Annotated in this window: 18 protein-coding genes and 1 pseudogene; 5 read left to right on the top strand and 14 right to left on the bottom strand. The window is 33.6% G+C overall.

The window, feature by feature from the left end:
- Positions 1 to 5: 5 nt before the first annotated feature.
- The 6 genes from xerS to ACEE75_RS05520 all read right to left on the bottom strand — a co-directional run bounded on the left by xerS (position 6) and on the right by ACEE75_RS05520 (position 8,865).
- Positions 6 to 1,076 carry a tyrosine recombinase XerS gene (gene xerS / locus ACEE75_RS05545; RefSeq protein WP_427895365.1) on the bottom strand — a complete coding sequence of 357 codons (1,071 nt, stop codon included), beginning with the start codon at positions 1,074 to 1,076 and terminating at the stop codon, positions 6 to 8.
- A gap of 457 nt (positions 1,077 to 1,533) precedes the next feature.
- Positions 1,534 to 3,387, bottom strand: a complete 1,854-nt coding sequence (locus ACEE75_RS05540) for a zinc-ribbon domain-containing protein (RefSeq protein WP_449173583.1) — start codon at positions 3,385 to 3,387, stop codon at positions 1,534 to 1,536.
- A 10-nt stretch (positions 3,388 to 3,397) separates the two neighbouring features.
- A complete protein-coding gene (locus tag ACEE75_RS05535; protein ID WP_321056577.1) occupies positions 3,398 to 4,099 on the bottom strand; it encodes a hypothetical protein in 702 nt (233 codons plus the stop codon).
- Complete coding sequence (locus ACEE75_RS05530) at positions 4,092 to 5,753, bottom strand: hypothetical protein (RefSeq protein ID WP_321056576.1); 1,662 nt, start codon at positions 5,751 to 5,753, stop codon at positions 4,092 to 4,094. The genes ACEE75_RS05535 and ACEE75_RS05530 overlap by 8 nt, the downstream gene beginning before the upstream one ends.
- Positions 5,750 to 7,603, bottom strand: coding sequence for a hypothetical protein (locus tag ACEE75_RS05525; RefSeq protein ID WP_449173582.1), 1,854 nt, complete (start codon positions 7,601 to 7,603; stop codon positions 5,750 to 5,752). The genes ACEE75_RS05530 and ACEE75_RS05525 overlap by 4 nt, the downstream gene beginning before the upstream one ends.
- Positions 7,603 to 8,865 carry a site-specific integrase gene (locus ACEE75_RS05520; RefSeq protein WP_449173581.1) on the bottom strand — a complete coding sequence of 421 codons (1,263 nt, stop codon included), beginning with the start codon at positions 8,863 to 8,865 and terminating at the stop codon, positions 7,603 to 7,605. Before ACEE75_RS05520 ends, ACEE75_RS05525 begins: the two co-directional genes overlap by 1 nt.
- A 129-nt stretch (positions 8,866 to 8,994) precedes the next feature.
- Here ACEE75_RS05520 and ACEE75_RS05515 point away from each other — a divergent pair, with 129 nt between their 5' ends.
- Positions 8,995 to 9,681 carry a helix-turn-helix domain-containing protein gene (locus ACEE75_RS05515; RefSeq protein WP_449173580.1) on the top strand — a complete coding sequence of 229 codons (687 nt, stop codon included), beginning with the start codon at positions 8,995 to 8,997 and terminating at the stop codon, positions 9,679 to 9,681.
- A 45-nt stretch (positions 9,682 to 9,726) separates the two neighbouring features.
- On the opposite strand, the gene ACEE75_RS05510 is transcribed toward ACEE75_RS05515, so the two are convergent.
- On the bottom strand, positions 9,727 to 11,832 hold the full coding sequence (locus tag ACEE75_RS05510) for an AlwI family type II restriction endonuclease (protein WP_024412099.1): 2,106 nt from the start codon (positions 11,830 to 11,832) through the stop codon (positions 9,727 to 9,729).
- Between the two features lie 187 nt (positions 11,833 to 12,019).
- Here ACEE75_RS05510 and ACEE75_RS05505 point away from each other — a divergent pair, with 187 nt between their 5' ends.
- Positions 12,020 to 14,131 (top strand): Dam family site-specific DNA-(adenine-N6)-methyltransferase, encoded by a 2,112-nt coding sequence (locus tag ACEE75_RS05505; RefSeq protein WP_228380972.1) that lies wholly within the window; start codon positions 12,020 to 12,022, stop codon positions 14,129 to 14,131.
- 336 nt (positions 14,132 to 14,467) lie between these two features.
- Here the strand turns inward: ACEE75_RS05505 and ACEE75_RS05500 are convergent, their stop codons facing one another.
- Entirely contained in the window at positions 14,468 to 15,976 is a 1,509-nt protein-coding gene (locus ACEE75_RS05500; protein ID WP_449173579.1) for a serine/threonine-protein kinase, read from the bottom strand.
- Positions 15,977 to 16,662: 686 nt separating this feature from the next.
- On the opposite strand from ACEE75_RS05500, the gene ACEE75_RS05495 reads away from it, so the two are divergent.
- Entirely contained in the window at positions 16,663 to 17,349 is a 687-nt protein-coding gene (locus tag ACEE75_RS05495; protein WP_447574202.1) for a hypothetical protein, read from the top strand.
- Positions 17,350 to 17,379: 30 nt separating this feature from the next.
- Here ACEE75_RS05495 and ACEE75_RS05490 read toward each other — a convergent pair whose 3' ends face one another.
- Positions 17,380 to 18,234, bottom strand: coding sequence for a VanW family protein (locus ACEE75_RS05490; protein WP_447574203.1), 855 nt, complete (start codon positions 18,232 to 18,234; stop codon positions 17,380 to 17,382).
- Complete coding sequence (locus ACEE75_RS05485; RefSeq protein WP_449164871.1) at positions 18,234 to 18,821, bottom strand: YqeG family HAD IIIA-type phosphatase; 588 nt, start codon at positions 18,819 to 18,821, stop codon at positions 18,234 to 18,236. Before ACEE75_RS05485 ends, ACEE75_RS05490 begins: the two co-directional genes overlap by 1 nt.
- A 228-nt stretch (positions 18,822 to 19,049) precedes the next feature.
- Between ACEE75_RS05485 and ACEE75_RS05480 the strand changes: the two are divergent.
- Positions 19,050 to 19,321: pseudogene (locus ACEE75_RS05480) on the top strand (IS3 family transposase); the annotation flags it as partial.
- Positions 19,322 to 19,378: 57 nt separating this feature from the next.
- Here ACEE75_RS05480 and ffh read toward each other — a convergent pair.
- On the bottom strand, positions 19,379 to 20,947 hold the full coding sequence (gene ffh, locus ACEE75_RS05475) for a signal recognition particle protein (protein ID WP_447574205.1): 1,569 nt from the start codon (positions 20,945 to 20,947) through the stop codon (positions 19,379 to 19,381).
- Positions 20,948 to 20,968: 21 nt separating this feature from the next.
- Entirely contained in the window at positions 20,969 to 21,301 is a 333-nt protein-coding gene (locus ACEE75_RS05470; RefSeq protein ID WP_354369773.1) for a putative DNA-binding protein, read from the bottom strand.
- A gap of 121 nt (positions 21,302 to 21,422) precedes the next feature.
- Between ACEE75_RS05470 and ACEE75_RS05465 the strand changes: the two genes are divergently transcribed.
- Entirely contained in the window at positions 21,423 to 22,169 is a 747-nt protein-coding gene (locus tag ACEE75_RS05465) for an XRE family transcriptional regulator (protein WP_447574206.1), read from the top strand.
- Positions 22,170 to 22,207: 38 nt separating this feature from the next.
- Here the strand turns inward: ACEE75_RS05465 and ACEE75_RS05460 are convergent, their stop codons facing one another.
- Entirely contained in the window at positions 22,208 to 22,906 is a 699-nt protein-coding gene (locus ACEE75_RS05460; RefSeq protein WP_447574207.1) for a GntR family transcriptional regulator, read from the bottom strand.
- A gap of 102 nt (positions 22,907 to 23,008) precedes the next feature.
- Positions 23,009 to 23,962: an IS30 family transposase gene (locus ACEE75_RS05455; protein ID WP_172054378.1), complete on the bottom strand. Its 954-nt coding sequence runs from the start codon at positions 23,960 to 23,962 to the stop codon at positions 23,009 to 23,011.
- Positions 23,963 to 24,003: the final 41 nt, after the last annotated feature.

Genomic DNA, 24,003 nt, shown 5'->3' with positions numbered 1-24,003 from the left:
AGCAACTATAATTTATCTAAAGCATTTTTTTGTTCATCATTAACAATATGCGTGTAAAGATCTGTAACCTGAGTACTAGCATGTCCGAGTTGGTGACTCACCAACACTTGTGATTTAGTAGCATCATAAAGTCTCGTTGCCAAAGTATGACGCAATTTATGAGGGGTCACCCTAATCTTAAAGCCAGCAGAGTATTTAGCAACCATTTTTTCAATGCTTGAGCCATCCATACGATTGGGGATGCCACGATACTCACTGAGAAAAAAGGCCACATCTGTTTTTTCTGCTTTGTAACGTTGCTGACGAATTGCCATGTAATTTTCAAGATAAGGTTTAGCAAACCCTGCAATATTAACAGCATCACGTTTCCCACCTTTACGAGTTACCTCTATTATCATCATGTTAAGGTTAACATCACGCAAATCTAAATTAACAGCCTCTGATAAGCGCACACCAGAAGCTAAAAGCAAGGCGATAATCGCTAAATCACGTTCCTTATTTTTTAAAAAAGAAGATAAGGCACGTTTTGATAGTTTGCTAGAGTATTCATTATCTACATAATCCAAAAACTCCATCGTCTCATCACCTAAAAAAAGTTTTTGTTTAATATTCTCAGCTCTGGCTGATAAAGTTTCTTTTTTCTTTTTTGTAGAAACTTTTTTCATAACATTACGGTAAAAATAAGGCTCACCTTGATCATTTTCTACCTCCTCAGTCAGATATTTGTACAAACTGGAGAGAGCTGACAAAGTTCGATTAACAGTTGTTTGTGAAACACCAGTCTTAGTTGTATTTGCATTTAATAACGGCCGTTCACGAAGATAGAGCACAAAAGATTCCATATCCTTTTTACTTAAATTTTCCAAGGTTTCTAGTGGGATTTCTTTTAAAGTTTCAGCATTCGAAATACCTGACTCAATTAACCATTCAAAAAAACGGCGATATTCCTTTAGATATTCATATAATGTGGTAAAACTATAAGGAACCGATAATTTTGATTGATAATAATCTAAAACATACCAAGGCATGAGGGTTTTTAAGTCTTCAATTTTTTCAAGTAGCAATTCACGGCGCATAACAGTCTCCTTAATATTATCTTATTTGGTCTTAGCATCAATTCCCAAAGGATATTGTTTTAAAAAATAAAATTTTTAGTCTTTCTAGTTTGAAAAGTACAAAAATCATCTAAAAATTTTTCCAATTATCTATATCAGTAGTATAACAGACCTATTCAGATTTTTCAAGAAAATTACAGTTTTTCGGAAAGATGTATAAAAATATACGTAAAAAATAACCAAAAAAAATTTTTTAGGAAAAATCAGCTAATAATGTACTTAATTCAAGGCTAAACTGGAATTTCTAGATACTCTCATTTTTCCATAAAAATGTACTTTATTAACGACAAAACTGGAATTTTTTTCAAAAGTACATTTTTCTAGTTAATTTGATACCTAAAACTATATTTTCGGACATAGAGATACCCCCAATTTTTACATAAATAATAAAACAGATCTATACATTAGACCTGTTTTATTATTTCTTAAATTGAACAAAATGAGCTCGTTTTCTTCTAAATCCTTTACATACCGAACAAGGCTCTTGATTTCTTATCTCATACATTATTCTATTTTTAATAGATGCCTTATAGCGATGTTCGGAATTATTGTTGCAAATCCACCATACTTGCTGGCTGCTATTTTCGGTTTGGCTCTCAGGATTTCCAAGCAACATATTGTTTCGATAATCCCATTCTTTCAATAAATGAGGGTGCGTTTCACTCATGTTATTTTCTACATAAGGAACATCTAGTTTATTACAACTGGGACAGACATTATCGATACTTACCGGTTCAGTTAAGTATCTGTTCAGTACTACATTGACACTTTCTCTGTAGCTTATTTGACATTTATTACAGCGCCAACTGTAGTTTCTATTACTTTTGTAATCCAAGATAACAGATTCTGTAGTAATATTGTTTTCTTTATCCCAGATTGATTTCAATTCAGGATAAATATCAAACAAGGTATTTACTCCCTTTAAAGGCAACTCATTATTGCAATATGGACAGCAACTTTGAATTTCTCTACGAATTGGTATAGAGCAAAGATAATCGTTATTACAATCTGAGCAATTCCACCAATATTTCTTAGTTTCTACATTTGTGAGGGCTAGAAACATAGGTATTTTATTTTTTTCACTCCATTCTTTGATAAGAATGGGTTCGTTATACAGAGAATTATTTTTAAATACACTGGTTGACCATTCGCAGAAATTTGGGCAGGATTGAAAATTGGGATTTTCAGGTTCTGTTCGAGCAATCATTTCTTTTGGACTGCATTCAAATGAAATATCGCAACAAGGGCATTTCCAAGTGATTACTTCAGTGGATTGGTTCCAATATTCTGTTAGACTTTCCTGGTTATTTGGATGTAAAAATTGTTTTAGATATGGATGGGTTTTATCTAGTGTATTAAAGCCTCTCAACATTTCTTTGTTGAAACAAAATGGGCAACTATGGTTGGTTCTTTCATAGACTTTACATGTGTAGGAACCCTTGCATTTTAAACAACTCCATATTACAGGAATATCTGAAAGCGCATCAACTTGATTAGGTGATATGTTATTCTCTTCTGACCATTCATCAATGTAGTCTGGTGTTAAAAAATCCAATGGTGCATTTGTTGATGAATTCTGTAATGGGTTATTGAAACTTGCATTGCATTCGGTACAATAACTGCCGTTTCGCCTTATTCTAGCGAACAAACTATCAATTGGCATTTTGAAATCATAAAGACACTTGTCACACTTCCAATACATCGGTTTTGTAACATTTGTGTTTAGCCTTAATTCATCGAATTGACTATCATTCAACTCATCGTTGTATATTTGCCCTAGATTCGGATAGACTTCAGAATAGTGATTCTGGTAAGACATCTCATTGCAACCGATATGAAATATTTCCTTTTCCTCAGACTGAAATAATCTTAAATTTATAGCTGCATCTCTCCAGGAGCTATGACAAGTTGGACATTTAAGTTGGAATATATGTCTAGAGTTAAATCTTTGATTCTGTAGTAAGTGGCTAATCGTTTCTCTATCCTCACGATGATAATTTATATAATTCTCAAAGTCAGGAAACATAGCTTTGATGCTATTTATCTCACTAATATGAACTTTTCCAAGATTGCAACAAGGACAAAAATCGGGAATCTTCAGACTTATTTTATAAATGTCATTGATTTTAGCCTCCCATTGATACGAACAGCTAGGGCAAATCCAGTTTGCATAATGCCGACTATTTACTTTTGTACTTTCTAAATCCAATATATTCAAGTTCAAATTCCAGTATAACAGCATACCTGGCACTTCTTTTATTGTTTTTATCATACTTCATCTCTCAATAATTTGTTTTGCTATCTAGTAAATTTTTTATATTTACAATTTTATTTTTAGCTCCATCCTTGCTGGTTGATTTTGATTGAAGATCAATTTTCGAATCTGCAGTAATAATCTGACTTGCTAGATAATCATCAGAAATGATTCTATTCTCTGATTTTAATAACCCATCAGCTTTTAATAATTCGTTAGCAATTTCGGGATAGACAGTAGTTTTGATGATACTTTTAAGTGAACTGATTTCATTCATTAATAGCTTGCACTCTTCACTTTTACTTGTTGTAGTTTCAAGTTGTTCCTGTAACTTTTTATTCTCAATGACCAGAACTTCTGCTTCATCTTTATACTTTAAAGCCACTTCAACAATCCTTTTATAGTATTTATTCAGTTCAACTAGTGCTGAACGGATTGCTCTAGGTGTTCGATTGGTCATCATAAAACTGTCTATATCTAAGGTCTTGTAAGTAATGATGGTTTGAAATTCTTCATCCTCTGCCTCAGCTTTTCGTTTCTCGATAGTTAATCGAAAATTTTTATTTCGCCTCAAGGTAGTATCGGTAACTTCGGGAAAACCTGTAGCTCTCAGGTAATCACCGAATTTTGGTAATTTGAACAAAGAAATATCGTTTGAACACTCATTTAAGATATATTCCTCGAATTTCTCGAATAAGTCTTCATCAGAAATTAGTCTTCTTCTAGCCATTTAACCCCTCCGCTTTAAATATTTGTTTCGCAGCTAAATACTCTTGATACGAGTGGCTTACAGACGATAGCTTTAAAAGTGCCTCCCCAATATCTTCCAAATTCCCCTTGCCTTGTCTGACTCGTTTTACAGCTTCATCAACAATTAGGGCTTCTTGGTCAACTGACTTCTTGTAAGTCTTATCCATTGAAAAATACTCTTTTCCAGCCTTGCGATAGAACGGACAACTCGTACAAGCTCCAAGTTCTGCATGATTACTGATAACTTTTAGACAATCTGAGTAATCACCCGAAGCAAACCTCGGTGAGTAGCACCGTCCTTTGTTTTCTAATTGAACAAACGCCTTTCCTACTGTATATCTAGGCTGAGATTTGCTAATTTCATAGCTAGTTTGAGAACTGGTTAGCTTACGATAAACTTGATAACTTCGACATTCTATGAATTGACTAAGATTTGAAAAATAATGTGACGAAGTTGCTACGTTATCATGACCTGCAAGCAACATTGCAGTTACTGGGCTAGCCCCTTCAGCAATTAGGTTGATCATTGCAATATGTCTAGTGTCTCCGATATGGATAAAGTTAATTTCCTTATCTTCCAATCGTGATATAGGATCGATGTAATGTACTTGATAGCCACATTTCTCCTCAATAATCTCTTTGAAGAAATACTTTAATATGGTGTTGATATTTTGATACGTTAAAAAGCGGTTATTGATACCTGTCTTTCTATTCCAACGCTGGTAATGCGCATCGGTTACAAAAAGTGTATTTAATTTTGTTGACTCTAAATCTTGTGTTAAGTTTAAGTAATGCTGGATAGATTGAGCAAGATTATTTGGAATCTCATAGGTCGTTAGGTAATAGTCTTCAGTAATTTTATGTGAAATCGCCTTCTCTCTTCCTTTTATGTTATTTCTTCTAAGAGTTAGGTAATACTTACCATTCTTCTCAGATAGGCAATCTCGTTGAGTTAATAAAAATTCCCGTGGGCGTAAGGGAACTACTGCTGTAATTTGCCACCAAAGATAAATTGGGTAATAAAACAACCTTTCAGCTTCAGGGAGGGGTTGAGACCAATAGTCAGTTAGGATATCGTTAAATGCAAAATAGGACTGAAATTGGGCTAGCTGACGCTGTTGCTTTGATTTTGATTGATATTGCAATGCAATCACTTGATCTAGTTGCTCCAAGAATTGATTCATTTGTGAATCTTCAACGCAAGGTAGACTTGCAAAAAAGTCAAAACATAAGTTGGGAGCTGATAATTTGATATTTGCCATATCCGATACAATATTTTGCTTTGTTGTTTTTACTAATCTTTTTACATCTCGTAAAAAGATTTGCAAAGTGGTCAGGACATGCTGATCCATAGATAAGACTACATAAGACTTCAAATATTCAATAAATGAATGGTAGGTAAAACCTATCAATGTCTCAAAATATCGTTCATATTGAAATCTGTTGACATTGAAGAGAAAATTCACATTAGCATATTCATTAGTTAATAACCATTTTCCTGATTCAAAATCAGGAGTAAGAATGATATCTTTTTCATAATAGTCCTTAAAATACACATGTGCCTTATCAACCATGACTTGATCGATTTCGGTAATACTTTTTATGGTTTGAAATAGCTTTGCTTCCGTAATCAATGGATCAACTCCTTTATTATTTCCTCATAGTCATTCAAGACTTCATCACCATATTGTTCAGACAGCGACTGTAGCATTTCAGTCAAACAGGGCTTCAACTGCAATTCCAATATTGCCCTTATCTTTCCTTTTTCTAAATCATCTTTTACTTCGTTATAACGATGGTTCAAACGATTAAATTCTCCGATGAGAAGCAAAAGCGTTGATTTCGTCTGTAATTCATATTGACAACCTACACAATGCTGTTTGTCTATGTAGGGGCAAAGTTTACCAAGCGCGGATAACAAGCACATGCTTTCGGCCTGTTTGGAAAATGCTTCTCCATTACCGATTCTATGGCAAACTGTCAATAATTGTTGAGGACTCAACTGCTCTTGAATAACTGTTTTTAGCGCATTCTGCGAGCGAGAATCAGCTCTTATACTAATTTCTAAAGTTTTTTCTATTTCCGCAGGTGTCAGATTTAATTCTTGAATCATCCGTGTTTGTTGACTTGGAGTCAGCTCTTTGTACTTGCCTCTCGTTACAATCGTCAATAACATTGAAGGAACCATTGATAGTACACCTCTCTCAAATAGTTCTTTTGCAACCATTTCAGGCTGCACTTGCCCTAATTGAGCATCCTTTAAGTATGTTGACGTCGTTTGAGCAAATTCATCGTAAGAGCCTTTGTGACTTCTAGCTAAGGCTGCTAAGAAATACCCTTTTATGTTGAGTTCAGATTTCTCCTCTATAACATCATCGGCGAGCATCGCAACAGCTTGGAGATATGATTTATTTGCTGAACGGCTACTAAAGTTTCTTTCTAAAAATAAGCATCCAATTTCTTCTCCCATGTATCTATGAATTCGTTCATAGTCGGATATCTTTCTGATTAGAGGTGACTCAGAAGCTTGTTTGTTTGCTATTTGAAAATGTGCCTCACAGATAGCCAGGAGTGTTCCAATCAGCACCTGACAGCTCTCAGGCACATGGAATTTCAATTGGCTGACATTTGAAGCTCTCTTAGTCTTGTTTGGAGTAATGTTGAGATATGTTAATCTTGTGGTAATACTAAGGAGTGTTCGCCTTGCCTCACCAGTAGTCCAAGTACCATTCTTGACTGCCCTTAGTATGTCGTTAGGAACACGAGATAATTTGGGGTGTCCAATTCTTTCCAAATCTGTAGTTCTTAAGGCACATATAAAATGGAGTGCAAGATAAAGCCAAGTGTCAGCGTAATCTTTAGATTGGGCTGCAAGGTAAAGCATGTTATTTTTTTGAATATAGTCATCATTAAAAAGATAAAACATCAATTGTAAGTAGTCATTCAACTCGTATGCTCCGTTTTTATCTTCAAGTGTATAACGATTCGTCATAACATAAGAGTTTCTGTAATGTGTCACACCTTTCCCTAATAACCAATCAGAAAATGATATCAACTCTTTACCATGAGACTTACTTAGTGCTTCGGTTGCGTATTCAATGAGTTTTTCAAGGTTACGATCATTATAAAGAAAAATGTCCTTCTCCAAATAATAACAAAGAAAATCCATCAGATAAAATTGACTAGCTTCTTCAAGATTATTAACAGTTGCAAATTCTTTAAAATATTGATGTGACATGGGAAATTTTTGTTTAAAAATTGCCTCCATCGATTCAATTCCAGGCTCAGTTGTCAAAAAGCTAACTATTCGCTTCTTTAAAAGCTGAGTATCATGATCTTTAATACACTGATTATCTTTATTTATCCCAATATAAAACCACTTATTATCTAATAAATATTGACTAATCTCCTCTCTCATTTTTGGAGTATCTGCATTTAACTCTATTAAAAGAGCTTCAAGAAATCTTTTTAAATCGACTGCCACTACTCTCCTCCTCCAAATAAATCATTTGCTCTCCAACTAAGATAATCAAACACCCCGCTATTAACTTGTGTATATTGTTTAGCTATCTCACCTTTATTTTGTAGATACACCCAAGCACTTTCAGGAGATTTGTCACCCCTTGCCGACATCAACTCACTGATCTCATTCACACCAGAAAGAACTAACTGTGTTGTGTACCAGTGTCTGAAGATATGAGGTGAGATATTATGCTCTTGCAATAAATGGCCGAAAAACACAACTTCTTCATCATCTGAGTTAAGGAATATTGGAATCATCTCTTCTCGAATAATCTTTCGGAAACGCTGATAATAGACATCATAAGTCAGAGCCTTTCCTTGCTTGTTCAAATTCAGTGGTCCGTAGTCCTTCTCGTACTTCTGACCTTCCAGATACGCCATATAATCATTGTAGGTGTCCAAAAACACTTCTAGAAAGATATATGGGACTGCTTGCATCCGCTCCTTCTTGATGCGTCCTGTGGGCTTTAAATCGCTTCTGAGGGGAATTTCTTTTCTTAAGTCTATTTCAACTTTGAAAGTTTCACCGTAGCTTTGATGGAAAATAATACCTGGACCTAACGGACTATCCTCTCTTCTCACATTACAAGCCTCCGATGGTCGTAAACCTACAAACGCCCCTAGTGCAACCACCATGAGTAAGTCTTTGTGATTTTTGGCGATATGGGCAAAAAGCATTTCAAAGGCAGCATTTGGCATGTCACGAAAGATTACTTGTTCAGTGTTGCTATCGTCATAAAATACCTCAAAACTAGGCTCCTTACGCTTGATTAACCTTCCTCGCTTATTTGTAAAGGAGGCAGTCGTATAGAGTTCCTTTGATGTCAGCACTGCCTTCCCTTTTCGTTCATCAAGGTAGAGTGTTAAAAAATCAAGTACGGTGTTTACACAGATCTCCACTGTACTTTTCTTTCTGTGTTTGGTATCACCAGGCAAGGTTCCTAAGCCATAATGCATCAGAAACTCTCTCACCATATCAAGTGTTAAGTAATCTAGGCTTGTTATCTTTATCTCTCCGAAGACATAGTTTAAAAATTTCGTCACATAAGAAAAACGTTTATTACCATCATCCGAGATAGACTTTATCTTGGATGAGGTTTTAACATACCGATGAAAATTTGTGAATTGCAAACTGCCATCGGTATGTTTCAGAACAATAAACTGTTTGGTTACTATGCGATTATCACCTAGAATCAATGAATGTTTGTAAAGAGAAAACTTCATCAAATGCCTTTCTTGTTAATTATCAACTTAACTTCTTGCGTATATTATATCTTTTTGATATACTTTTTGTAAAGTAAAAAGTTAACAAAAGTTACATTTTGTATAATTTTGTGTAAACAGGAGGCTAAAATGTTTTTAGGAGAACGTCTTAAAGATTTACGAATAAATAAAAAATTGAGCCAAGATAAACTCGGCTCATTGCTAGAAGTTTCTAAAGTTGCAATCTCCAATTGGGAGACTGGGAAATCTGTTCCAAGTGAGGCAAACCTTGAAAGGATTGCTAAAGTTTTCGATGTAGATGTTCACTATTTTTACTCCTATGGGGAGTTGCTTACTATTTTCAATAAGTTAAACCCTGCCCTTCAAGGAAGGTTGATTGAATATGCTGCTACAATGCTAAAACAACAAGAGGTAAATATTCCATCTTCAGCAACCAAATATCCATATAAGACATACAACATGGATTCATTCTTAGAGACCTTGAATGATTCCAGTAAAATTCCTAGCTTCACTTTGAACTATGATTACACAAAGACTCCGTATCAGTTTGCCCTTTGGATGCAAGATGACTCCCTTGAGCCTGAGATACCTATGGGTGAGGTTGTTCTACTAAAATTTGCAAATGTAGTTGAAGACGGCAAACTCTATTTAGTTGTGTTTAATGGACAACCTATGTTTAGGAGAGTTTATAAGAATAGCACATACTACAAGTTCATGCCTATCAATAATAAATATGACACAATTTTCGCTCCATTTGAAGAAAAACCTGAAATAATTGGTGAGATTGTTAGACATTTTAAACCGATTGAGAAATAAAATTTAACACCTTTCACTCAGACTTAAAAAATCTTTTTTGAGTCTTTAAAATTCTAAAATTGACTCGCGCCAGTGCAGATCAAATTCTTGAGGTAGGGCAGAAAAAGAGTTTCTGATGCTAGTTAGTAATTGACTACTGGTAACATTATTATTTATCAACATCAATAATTCCATATTTTTTAACGGCATTATTTTGACATTTTCGGCTCTTCTACCTTTTGTTTGCACAACTCTACTTGATTGTAGAGGAACAGTTGCAATTGCTCGCCATATATTTATAGTATTTTCATCAAGCTCATCTGCAACAAATAGAGTAGTAACAGGAATCGGTTCTTCGTCTATTGTTAGATTTGTAGCATGTCTAAGAACAGGCTCCCATTCACCTCTTTTTTGAGAATTCTTATCCATTAAAGTAACTTCAATCTGAACTATTTCATCTTTATATCTAACAACGATATCTCCGTAACCCCCGCCTGCAAATTTCTCTGGTAAAAAATCAGCTGTCATTGTCAAATTAAAGCTAGAGTATAAATCATATTTTTTATCACTCAGGTGATACCATACCAAACCTACAATATATTCAAATATAGTTGGTACAGATGAATCGACACCAACCATTTTTTGAATTATCTTATCATTGTTTCTATTTGAAAATAGAGGAAGTATCTCCAATACTTTTTCTTTTGGAAAATTTTCTTGAACGAATTTTTCAAATTCTAGTGCTACAGTAGATTTTAATTTTTGTTTAACTTCATCTACATTTGACACGGATAATTCTTCAATTATTTCTTGAATTATTTTTCCTAATTGGAATGCCTCTACTTTATAAATTTGAGATAATGTAATATTTTTATAAAAGTCTGAATTGTAACTAAGTTCGTGTGATTCCATGCACTCTTTGCTACTGGCCACAAAAATTTTATCCTTGAGTTGTTCAATATCGAAAAATTTACTCCATAAAGATTTGAAAGCTAGTTCAGCTATCCCATTTTTCGAATGAACAATCCCGGTTGCTAATACTACTTTTCTGAAATTTCTGTTGTATTCTCGGACATCAGAGTTTCGTTTACTGAATTTAAATTCTGAATAATACATGGAATTATTTATTCCATCGGTTAAAAATACTCTATCTTCATTTTCGGAAAGAAAATCTTCTAATCGGGTTTTTCGTAAATTATAAACAGCCGTTTTACCGCCAAAAGCTGTTTTTATTATTGGCCCAGATTTACTATCTTTTAGTAATTCTATTAGTTTATCTAAATTTTTTTGTGTTTTATTTAAATTGAAAATGTAGTTTCTAAGATAGAAATCGTAGTAAACTTTAATCTGGTCTGAATCTTTTTGACTAGTAAAATACTTAGAAAATTCCCCAAATTGCATAATATTTTTAGGTATTGTCGTATTATCATCTCCAGATATCCTGTTGTTGTAAGAAAGCTGTACTTCTTCAAAGTTAGTTGTAAAAACGTCACTCAAAAATAAATCTGGGTCAACTGGAAATTTAGGATTTAGTAGCTCTATAATTTTAAATAATATCGAATCCGAAACAGTTTCGTATTTTAATAAAATATATAACAGCAAGTTCATTGGAGAATAGTACTTGCTTCCATCTGAAGAGTATATTCTCAGTTTAGCTAATTGTCTCAATAATATTAAATTTATTGAATTTATTGGCAAAAGCTTTTCGAAATCATCGAAATAGCTTATTTTTTCATTTAAATATAATTTACCTACTGGCGTAATTTGCCTATTATTGTATGCAAACCCTATTTTAGTTAGATTGCTGGTATAATGCCTTGCTCTTGCTTCAATATTTTGATCTAAGTCTGTAAGAAGTTTTTTTCCGTTTGGCAGACTTTCGAATTTTGTTTTATCTAATTTTTTAAATGCTTCATAATAATCTTCGTTTTCCAAAATTTTATCAAAGCTTTCTAGTTTGTTTATATCTTTAAAAACTTCCGGACTCGATTGGACTGCTTCTTTGTAAAAAATATATTGACCAATACTACTCGGAAAATTATTCCATGTATAATTCCCGTTTTCAAATTCTTTATCTAAAATTGTGAGGTATTTTGTGTATGCATCGGTAATATCTTTTCTTCTGCCATTTGTATTCCAAAGATTGAATTTTGAACTTTCTTTGATTTTCATCCAAATATCTCCTTTTTGATTAATTATATCACAATTTTAAATGTTATCTTTAAATATTACTATAATTTCCTTTTCTTTAAACAAAACAAATATTCGCTAAAATGACAATAATATGCTATACTTTTATGTTGTAAAAATAGATAGATGCATAGTTGCTTGAAAGGATACAATGAAATATACAACAAGAATGGTAGAAGAAAAATTTAATTTAACACGCCAAACTATACATAACTGGATAAATGAAGGTATCTTAGAAGCACCGAAGAAAGATTTTCGAAATTGGTACGAGTGGTCTGAGAAAGATATTGCGAATGTAAAAAATATAATAGAAAATAAAACAATTAAAAATAATCTTCCTAACCTTGATAATAGTCAGTTAAAAATTGAAAACAGAAGATATTTAGGTTCCAAACAGAAAATGTTAGATTTTATTAATGAGGTAGTGACTACTAATACTTCTGGTATAAATACTGTAGCTGACATTTTTGGTGGGACGGGTGTAGTGTCTGATTTATTTAGACGTCAAGGAAAGAAAGTTATTGTAAATGACATCCTACATTCAAATGTGGTAAACTTTAATACTTGGTTTGGAAATGAACCTATTGATTACGATAAAGTCAAAAATATTATTGATGATTTGAACTCACTCTCTCCTACCGATGATAATTATGTCTCTGTCAATTTTGGTAATAAATATTTTTCATATGAGAACGCAAAAAAAATAGGTGCTATTAGAGAAAAAATAGAAGATTATGATGTTAACAGTAGGGAGAAATCCTTCTTGTTAACATCTCTGCTATATGCAATGGACAAAGTAGCTAATACAGTAGGTCATTATGATGCTTATAGAAAGAAAATGGATACATTAAATCCTATTCATTTAAAAGTACCTGAATACAACAAAAATTCAAACAATGAAATTTATTGTGAAGATGCTAACCAATTAGTTAAAAAAATTCAATCCGATCTAGTATATATTGATACACCTTACAACTCTAGACAGTATGGTGATGCTTATCATCTCCTTGAGAATATTATTGATTGGAAGAAACCAAAGTTAACAGGTGTTGCTTTAAAAATGGTTGATCGAAGTCATATTAAATCCAAATATTCAACTTCCAAAGCACGCATGGAATTCGAGGCATTAATAAAAAACATAGATGCGAAATATATTTTAGTGTCATATAACAATATGGCAAAAAAGGGTAGCGGCCGATCAAATGCAAAAATTTCAAACGAAGAGATCGTGACTATATTAGAATCTAAAGGTACTGTAAAAGTATTTGAAACTCCATTTAAAGTATTTACAACGGGTAAAACAAATATTGATAATCATAAAGAAATACTTTATTTGTGTGAAGTTGAACAATCTACTCCCAAAACAAAGAAAGCAAAGTTCAGCCAATCAGCGATTAACTATACAGGTGGAAAATCTAGACTAATATCTCAGCTACTCCCTCTTTTTCCAAAGGATATTAATAATTTCTATGATGTCTTTGCTGGAGGTGCCAATGTCACAATTAATGTAGAAGCAAATCGATATTTTGTAAATGACATTAATAAAAAAGTAATTGAACTTTATGAATTATTTAGGAAAGAAGATTATTACAAATTAGTAGAGTATATAGAGGAAATAATTTCTAAATATGGATTGTCAAATTCTAAGTATTATGGGTATGATTTCTATAAAGTAAATTCATCTACTGGATTAAAAGAAATTAATCAAGAATCATATTTAAAACTTCGAAGTGATTATAATAATCACAAATTCAGCAGGGACCATGAATCATTGATATTTTACATTCTAATAATTTATGGGTTCAATAATCAAATAAGATTTAATAGCAAAGGTGAATTTAATATGCCTACTGGAAAAAGAGACTTTAATCAAAAAATGTTGATTAAGCTAGAAAAATTCATGAAAGCATTAAAACAACGTGAAATAACTTTTACTTCGCTAGATTTTAGAGAATTTCTAAATCAACAGCACTTCAATGAATGTGATTTCATTTATTTAGATCCACCCTATCTTATATCTACTGCAACATATAATGAAAACGGAGGGTGGTCTGAGACTGATGAAAAAGATCTTTTGAGTTATCTGGATCAATTAAATGCTAAAGGAATAAAGTTTGCACTATCAAATATTCTAGTTCATAAAGGAATTGAAAATAAATTGCTAAAAAAATGGGTAGAAAACTATAATGTTCATATACTAAACTTTAACTATAATAATTCGAACTATCAGTCAAAGGCAAAAAACGCTAAAACAATCGAAGTTCTCATTACAAATTATTGAAATAAATGATACCATTTGTAAAAAGTCTTTGGTTTATTTGATAATAACTATTGAAATTGCCTATAACTCAGTTGATTAAAAACGTTCCAAGGTCAAAGCAACTATGGAACGTTTTTATTTTGCTATCTTTCATAAGGTGTTTACTTTAATATATATAGCGTTAACAAGTAAAAATATAGATTTTTTCAATTGAAGGTACAACAGAGTCAATTTACACTTTGATAAACATTAGGTTTCTGAAATTGTTTGAGTAACAATTATCGAATGTATTGGAATAACTACAATGAAGATCGTATGATAAAAAGTAACAAAGATGGAAATAGCAAATCTACCTTATCATCTTTCTAGTATTGATTCTATCATAGGTTCAATACCTATTGATTTTAACTCTTCAATTTTATCTTGTGCATAAAATCTCCCGCCAATATAAGCGACATAGTGCAAAATCTTAGCTGCTGTTTCGTTAACAATATATGAAAAATCTCCCTTCAATACTCTATAAGATAAAACTGCAAAAGAATCCCCATCTTCAAATCTTCTTAGATGACTTTCATAATTTGAATAAATTAACTGAATTATATGATTAGCATGCGGATCATCAATTTTCATAAATTGTATCAAGCTATCAACGAAAACACTTCCTTTACTAATGCAATTTTTACATATCGCATCACCTTGTAATTCGTAAATATATGCTTCTACTTCTGAATCAAAAATACTATTTGATATTTTTAACCACATATTCTCTTCATATTTTTGATTATTTCTTATTATTATCCATTGATTCAAAGCTTCCAGCATATCACTTGCATTCTGGTACCTGAATTCTGGACTTAGGCTAGTAGCCTTTTCGCACACTGAACGAAGATAATGATTGTAGTCAGTAGGAGTTTCTGTCATTATAAAATTTATTATTCGTCCTAGTGAATAAACATCGCTACGTTTGTCTGCATCCTTTAGTAGTGTAAGTTGCTCAGGAGCACAATAAAAAAGTTGACCAAATGAAGCTGTATCCATCGTTTGGTGGGACGTTAATGTATTTAAATTTTTGCCCAATCCAAAATCTGCTATTTTGATTATCCCTTTAACTTGAAAAATGTTGGTAGGACTTAAATCTCTGTGAAGATAACCATTATCATGTACTAAAGACATAGTGTGCAATACTTGACGGATAATATTCAACTTTGAATCATTAGTGAGCTCGCTACTAGTAATGAATTCATATAGAGTCATTTCAGCCCTTTCCATAGTATAAGAGCAGTTTCCCTCGTTAAAGTCATAAACTTCTATTACATTGCCAAACTCAGAGCAAGACTTTGTTATTTCAAACTCCCTCTTCAGCCTACTCCGAAGAGATTGTCTCTTCACGGATTCATCGTTTAATTTTTTTAACACTAATCCTGTAGATTTTTGTAAGTATATGTTAGCGAAGCCGCCCTTTCCAATCTCAACCAAATCTTGATCAATCTCAACAAGGTGGAAGCGATTGTCTTTCCTAGTAAGTACCAGTGAATACACAGAACATATTTTATTTAGCTCAACTATAACTTTTTCTTGATGAACAAAAGCATCAACTTCACTTGTTTTAAGCTCAGTTAATATATAATTTTTACTAAGTATGAGATTTATAAAAGAGTCCAACTTTTTGCTATTGTTTAGTTCGACTAATTTATCACAAACATATCTCCATCGAGTATTGAAACCTCGACTGTATTCATCTTGGTAATTGAAATTATTATTAAAGAATGAAACTAATTGTGGACCTGACTTATATAGAAATAGCTCTTCTTGATCTCCGCAAAATATCTTTGATAATATCTCTAAAAATTCCAGGTTTATTGACATATTCCCTCCAGTGAATATATTATTTCAAAGATCCTTATTAAGTAATTATAACACGAAAAAGACAAATAGTTCGAGACCGTAATAAAAGTTAAACTAATAAAAGATTCTAGTTCTATATTCGCAAAATTTCATCTTTAGTACCCTATTTAATTATGTTAAAGAGCTTAGAAAAATAGAAATATCCCCCAAAATCCTTTATAATATAATGTAACTGAAAAAATGTACTTTTGAAAGTGCTGCACTTCATCAAATTATGGATGATAAATGTACTTTTCAAAAGAGATACAAAGAATAAGGTAAGCTAATCATTATGTACAATAAATAACCCTATTCAAAAGTACAAAATAAAAATAAAGTACATTTTTTAATCAATGTACTTTATGCTTCTATCCCAGTATTATCAAGGGTTTAGACCATGTTAGGTCAATTGTTCATAAATTTTTAGTTTTTAAAAAATAACCAAAAAAATTTTTTAGGAAAAATCAGCTAAAAATGTACTTATTATTATTTTTGTAGATCCACCACACTTTTATCTTCAAGCGTTTAGTTAATGTTTTGGGATCTCTGAGTAAGATATTATCACGTTGTATATTAATTTATTCTCTACTTAGACACACACTTATATCCTAACCTTTTATTGTATTACGGTCTTTTTCATGGTATAATATGCTAGTTATTAGGAGATTTTGGGAAAGGATTTTAATGTTTTGGAAAAATCTGAATTAATTGTTATGTTAACACATAATGATTGCACCGTTGAAAATGCTTATGAAATTTTCGAGCAATGTAAAGATTCAAAGGCTAAATTCTGGGGGTTTAAGGAAAAACCATTACCTTTAGAAAAGATGAAAAAGTTATATGCTTATATGAAATCTTGTGGTAAAACAACATTTCTTGAGGTTGTTGAATATACAGAGAAAGAATGCTTAGAAGGGGCTCAAATGGCTCTTGAATGCGGTGTCGATATCCTGATGGGAACCATCTTTTTTGACTCTGTGAATGCATTTTGTCAGCAACATAATCTCAAATATATGCCATTTGTTGGTAAAATTACTGAACGTCCTTCTATTTTAGAGGGATCTATCGAAGAAATGATCCAAGAAGCACATACTTACCTTGAAAAAGGGGTTCACGGCTTCGACTTGTTAGGCTATCGCTATACAGGTGATCCTGTTCTTCTAAACCAACGCTTTGTCGCTGAGGTCCCTGCTCCAGTTTGTTTAGCTGGAAGTATTGATAGTTACCAACGTTTAGATGAGGTCTTAGAAGCATCGCCTTGGGCATTTACAATTGGCAGTGCTTTCTTTGAAAATCGTTTTGAGGGCAGTTTTGCTGAACAAATTGATAAAGTTTGTGATTATATTAACAAATAAACAGATATTGCTGAGCAATATCTGTTTATTTTATTCTCTAATTTGTTCTACTGGAATTTGACTATAATCAAACATCACCTCTGAGTGATTATCTAAAACCAATAAACGCCCTAGTACTTCCTTCGAGTCTTTATCCAAGGTCTCACGATAAATTTTTGAAATACGGTAATATTTATCACCTTCTTTTTTAAAATGATGATCTTCTTCGACTAATTGATAGGTCCAAGGGAAAGGAACTTGACTACGTAACTCTCCATATAAATGATCCTCATCACACCAAATTAAAATCTGGACATCTTGATCAGTATTATTTTTAAAACGATAATCCGCATAATTATAGCCAATGGATGTCCCAGTTGCAAAAGGAATCCGTTTTTCTCCATCAGGAGCCAAAGCATCCGAGTGACTATGAAACTCAACAACGTCCATAGGACTATGAAGAATCAAGAGGTGTAAGGTATTTGCCAGATTACACAATCCACCTCCCATACCTGCTTCTATCTTATCTCCGATAATGACTCTACCATCTTTATACCCATTTTTTTCTGAAATTTTTCCTACTAATTTCCAAAAAGAAAAAACTTGACCTGGTTTAATGATAATACCGTTTATTTTTTCACCAGCTAGTCTAATATTGACGGCTTTATTTTCTTGTAAAATAGGATCAATCCCTTTTCCACGCTTAATCAAACCAGATTGAGAACTTGAAACCAAGTTAGGTAAAGCTTGCGCCTGATAGCTATCTGCAAAACGATCTTTACTCTGCATATTTTGAATATGGCGCTTAAAGATTTCTTTCTGTGTTGAAATCTCATAACAGATAGGGTGGATATCGCAAAATAAAATTTCTTTTCTAAAAAACTTAACAACGTTGTTTACTACCATTAGACTTCTCTCTTTTCAATCTCTCCAAATGTTTGCTGATCATATAGCCCAAACAAACGATAAAGTTGTAATAGGATCTTTTCTACCCGTCTTTTTTTTCCTAATTTAGTCTCATTTTTTTGAGGCAAAAAATTCACAATAACACTATCAAGCCCCGCCCGATTAGCTCCTAATACATCTGTAAAAATTTGATCACCAATAACCAGTGTCTTATCTTTTTCGACGCCTAGAACAGTCAAGGCTTTTAAATAGGCTTCAGGGTGTGGTTTATTAGCTAAGGGGATATAGGGGACAGCTACATTTCTAGTAAACATTCTAATCCGTTCATCAGAGTTATTGGAAATCAATAAAACTTTAAAGCCAATAGATTGGACATATTGAAGTAAAGATTCCACCTCTGGTGTGACATCACACCCGTGCGGAACCAGAGTGGCATCAATATCAAAAAGAATAGCTCTAAATCCTTTTTGATAAATGTTTTTATAATCAATCGAGAAAACACTTTTGACATGCTGACGTGGTAAAAACTGTCTTATCATCCTAATAATCTCCTTTAATCTCCATATTTTTTGATTATAACATATCAAATAAAAATTGGTCAAGATGACTATAAATGTTCACTATTTTAATAAAATAACAAGAAAACCCATTGTCTCATTTGATATACTCCCCTTATAGTGGAGTTTTATTATGTCCAAAAGAAGTCCAAAATCTGTCTATGAGAAACTAGAAATTGTTCTACTTCACTTGACTTGGAAGAAGGGAAATCACTTAGCTGGTTAGCTAGGCACCACGGTGTGTCTAAAGACAACCTATTGATTCTCAGAGAGCGAGGATCGCAATACACCTCGAAAGATTATTATCGCCTAACTACCCAGTATCAGATGAACCGCTTTATGTCTTGTGTTGGTAAGTGTATTGACAACGCACCAATTGAGAGCTTCTTCGGACACTTTAAGACAGGGTGCTATGATTTGAAGAAGTATCAGACATTGATGCTTACATCCATTTTTACAATCACTAACGTTTTCAAGAACGCAACAACGGCCTTGCCCCTCTTGAAATGAGGAACAAGGCCGTCGCCTAATCTTTTATTGTTTCATTGTCCACTTGACAGGGAGCTGTTCGTTTTCTTGTTATTTGTTTATTTACGCTTTTTCTTAGCTTTCTTAATCTTATTCGCTTGGCGTTTCATGGCTTGTTTCATCGCAAACTGCCCCACTCGACCTTTTAAGCCACCTCCAAAGAGTTGAGTCATATCCATATCTCCACCTAAAGATGATAAATCAGGCATACCTCCCTGAGCCCCCATCATACCTTCCAAAGCAGACATGTCCATACCACTCATATCAGGCATATTTTTAGGAAGATTATTAGGGTTAATTCCCATTTGTTTCATCATTTTATTCATGTCTCCAGACATGACACCTTGCATCATTTGTTTTGCTTGATTAAAGTCTTTTATAAATTTATTCACCTCTACAAAGCTGTTGCCAGAACCACTTGCAATACGGCGGCGACGACTTGGGGTCAACAAATCTGGATTTTCACGTTCAGCAGGTGTCATAGAGGAAACGATAGCACGTTTTCTGGCGATTTCTTTTTCGTCCACTTTGAGATTGGCAAGAGCTGGATTTCCTGCCATTCCAGGTAGCATTTTTAGAAGATCTTCCATAGGCCCCATATTTTGTACCTGATCTAGCTGGTCAATAAAATCATTGAAATCAAAGGTGTTCTCACGCATCTTTTCGGCGAGTTCTAATGATTTTTTCTCGTCATATTCTTGTGATGCTTTTTCAATTAGGGTCAGTAAATCCCCCATCCCTAAGATACGGCTAGCCATGCGATCAGGATGGAAAGTCTCAATATCAGTAATTTTCTCGCCTGTACCTGTAAACTTAATAGGTTGACCGGTGATTTGACGAACAGATAGTGCAGCTCCCCCTCGTGTATCACCATCAATTTTCGTCAAAATAACCCCTGTAATAGCTAACTGTTGATTAAACTCAGCTGCTACATTAGCCGCCTCTTGTCCAATCATGCTATCTATAACAAGAAGAATTTCATCTGGTTGAGCTAGTGCTTTAATATCACGTAACTCTTCCATCAACTTCTCATCAATTTGTAAGCGTCCAGCTGTATCAATCAAAACATAATCGTTACGATTTTCACGTGCCTGAGCTAAACCTGCTGCTACAATCTCAACTGCTGAATGCTCTGTCCCCATATCAAATACAGGAACATTAATTTGCTGACCTAAAGTCTTTAACTGATCAATAGCTGCAGGGCGATAAATATCAGCTGCAATCATTAGAGGGCGGGCATTTTCTTCTTTAATCAGTTTATTTGCTAACTTCCCTGCAAAAGTTGTCTTACCAGCCCCTTGTAAACCAACCATCATAATAATGGTTGGAATTTTAGGTGATTTGTTAATTTCGGATGTCTCAGCCCCTAAAACTGTCGTTAACTCTTCATTAACGATTTTAACGATTTGCTGACTAGGATTAAGGGTATCAATCACTTCATGTCCAACAGCACGTTCACGAACACGTTTGATAAAATCTTTAACAACAGGCAAAGCAACGTCAGCTTCAAGCAATGCTAAGCGGATTTCTTTTGTGACCTCTTGAACATCTTTTTCAGATAAGTTTTTCTTTCCACGAAGGTTTTTAAAGACACCTTGTAAGCGTTCTGTTAAACTTTCAAAAGCCATAATATTTTTCTTCCTTTTCCATCAATCTTTATTATCAATACTCGTTAGGAGGGTGAGTTTTTCTTGCAAATACGAATCACCTGTATAACGTTCAGCAATCTCGTCAAAAATTTGACTACGAACAATGTAATCTGAGTACATATGTAGTTTCATCTCATAATCTTCTAAAATTTTTTCTGTTCGCTTGATATTATCATAGACCGCTTGTCGCGATACGTTAAATTCTTCAGCAATTTCAGCCAAACTATAATCATCTGCATAATACAACTCAATATAGTTCATCTGTTTATCAGTTAATAAAGCTGCATAAAACTCAAAAAGCGCATTCATACGATTGGTTTTTTCAATTTCCATAAGGAATATTATATCAAAAAAAGCCTTTTGACGCTATATTTAAACAATCATCTATTTTTAAAAAATACGTTTTTTTCGTATTTTTATTGAAAATTGGTTGAGAATAATTTATAATAAAGATATGAAACAAAATGAGCGTATGACTGAAATTGCTAAAAATATTTCATTTTATCGAAAAAAAGCCAAGCTGACACAAAAAGCTCTAGCAGAAAAAGTAGGAATCAAACCCAGTACACTGTCGGATTATATCCACTTACGTAGCACTCCTTCATTTACTGTATTACAAGCTTTAGCCCAAGTTTTTTCGGTACATGTGTCAGATATTGACACGGCATATAAATCCACACCGCATAGTGATATCACGGAGGACGTTATGAAAACCCTAAATCATTTAAACCATAATGATCAAGAAAAAGTTCTATCTTACGCCAATACCCTACGAATAAAAAGTGAAGAAAAGATTATTTCATTACCGAGTCGATTATACGATGTCCAAACCGTAACGAAACTTTCTGCTGGAAGAGGGTATTCTTATGACGATTATGAAACACAAACGGTACAAGTTCAAATTAAACCTCCAAGTTGTGATTTAGCAAGTATTGTGAGCGGGGATAGTATGTCCCCTGATTATTGTGATGGCGATGTCGTTTTCCTAACAGATAAAGGACTTACCACATATACTGGGCAAGTTTGCGCAATAGCTTATGACGATGAAACCTATATCAAAAAAGTTTATAGCGATAAATATGGCTTAAAATTAGTCTCTATCAATCCAATATACGATGATATTTACATTGATTTTCCCTTAGAAGAAGATAGTCACCTCAAAATATATGTCGTTGTGGGTTCTGCAAAGGTTGTTCGATAAAGAAAAAAGCGAGTAAGACTCGTTTTTTTCTTTATCATTCAATTGTTCTCAAGATAAAACTCGAATCGATCACCAACATACTGACTACGAACAAATTCAAACGGTTGTCCATCTGTAAAGTAAGAAACTTGTGTCAGAGCAAGGAGAGCCTTTCCCTCATCAATATCAAGGTAGGCTGCTACTTCTTTTTCAGCAATTTTAGCTGAGATTGTTTGTTGACTTTTCCCAATCTCGTAGCCATTTTTGACGAGGGTCTGAAAAAAATGTTCTGTAATCTCTTCCTTTCTAAAATTTTTTATCATTTTCTCTGGAATTGCAGCAACTTCATATACTACGGGAATATGATCTGCATAACGGACACGTTCCATTCTAATGATAGCTTCTCGAGGACTGAGTTGTAATTGTTGCATCTCTTGGCTACTAGGTTGTGTTTTAATATAAGAAATTAACTTACTTGATGGCAGTTTTCCTTGTGATTTTACAATTTCAGTGAAGCTGGTTGTTCCTCTCATCTTTTCTTGGACACGTCTGCTGGCGACAAAAGTTCCAGAGCCAATACGGCGTTCTAAGATGCCTTCATCAACTAATAATGTGATAGCTTGCCGCAAAGTCATACGGCTTACTTCAAAATTCTCAGATAAATTTCGTTCACTAGGTAAACGTTGACCAATTTTCCAGATGCCTTGCTCAATATCCTGTTTGATAGCATCATGAATACGAATATATGCAGGTAACATACTCTCTCCTTCTAGTTTCATTTAATAGTATCAAATTTTTTTAAATATGGCAAAGACAGATTCAGCTGAGTCCGACTTATCTCCCCAAATTTCAAGTTGAAGTTAGCCACCCAAAAGAAATTCACTTGGCGACTTGTAGTCCAAGCATTTTTTAGGGTAGTTATTAATCCAATTTTCGATAAAAGCGACTTCTTTCGGAGTCGTTTTCTTGGTTCCTTTAGGTAACCATCTCCGAATCAATCGATTATGGTTTTCATTTGAACCTCTTTCCCATGAAGAGTAGGGATGTGCATAGTAGATATGTTCCTCAGGAAACACTTCAACCAATCGACTAAATTCCGAACCATTATCTGCAGTTATTGATAAAATATGATACTCAGCTATTAGTAACCTAAGTGCCTGATTGACAGATTCAGCAGTTTTATTTGGAATTAATCTTATGATTTGGTGTCTACTTCGTCGGTCGGTTAAGACTAAAAGACACTGATTTTTCGCTCTGGTTAGTAGAACTGTATCAATTTCATAATGACCGTTTTCCAATCGAAGATTGATGACCTCCGGTCGCTCTTCAATTGATTTACCAGCTGGCTTAAAGTTCGGACTGGCTTGCTTCTTGACAGCTTTCCATTTTCTAGGATAAAGCATATCCGCTTTTGTCAAACCTAAATGACCATTATGAAACCAATAGTAGATAGTTGAAATACCAACTTTCACTTGCTTCTTCTTAACCATCATTTCAGGCGAAAATTTTTGCTTATGATAGTGTAAAATCTTCTCTTTCATTTCTTTCGTTAGGATTATCTTTTTAACCGACCGTTTTCGATTGGATTGGTAAACAGTTTGTGCATAATCAGCAGAATAAACTTTCTTGTAGACCCCTTTTCGCACTTGTTGTAAGGTTGTCCCACGCTTGATTTCATTATGAATTGTTTGAGGAGCCTTTCCAAGCAAGCCTGCAATTTCACGATTGGACTTATTTTCAAGTTTCCACCGCTCAATCAAGCGACGGTTATCTATTGTCAAATGTTTCCCTTTTGGTGTATAATACTTTTGCATCTCTGTGCCTTTCCTTGTGTTTGTGGTGAACAACAAGTATA

The sequence above is a fragment of the Streptococcus sp. 11273D007BT genome (assembly GCF_053547195.1).
This window is presented reverse-complemented; position numbering and strand designations above follow the sequence as displayed.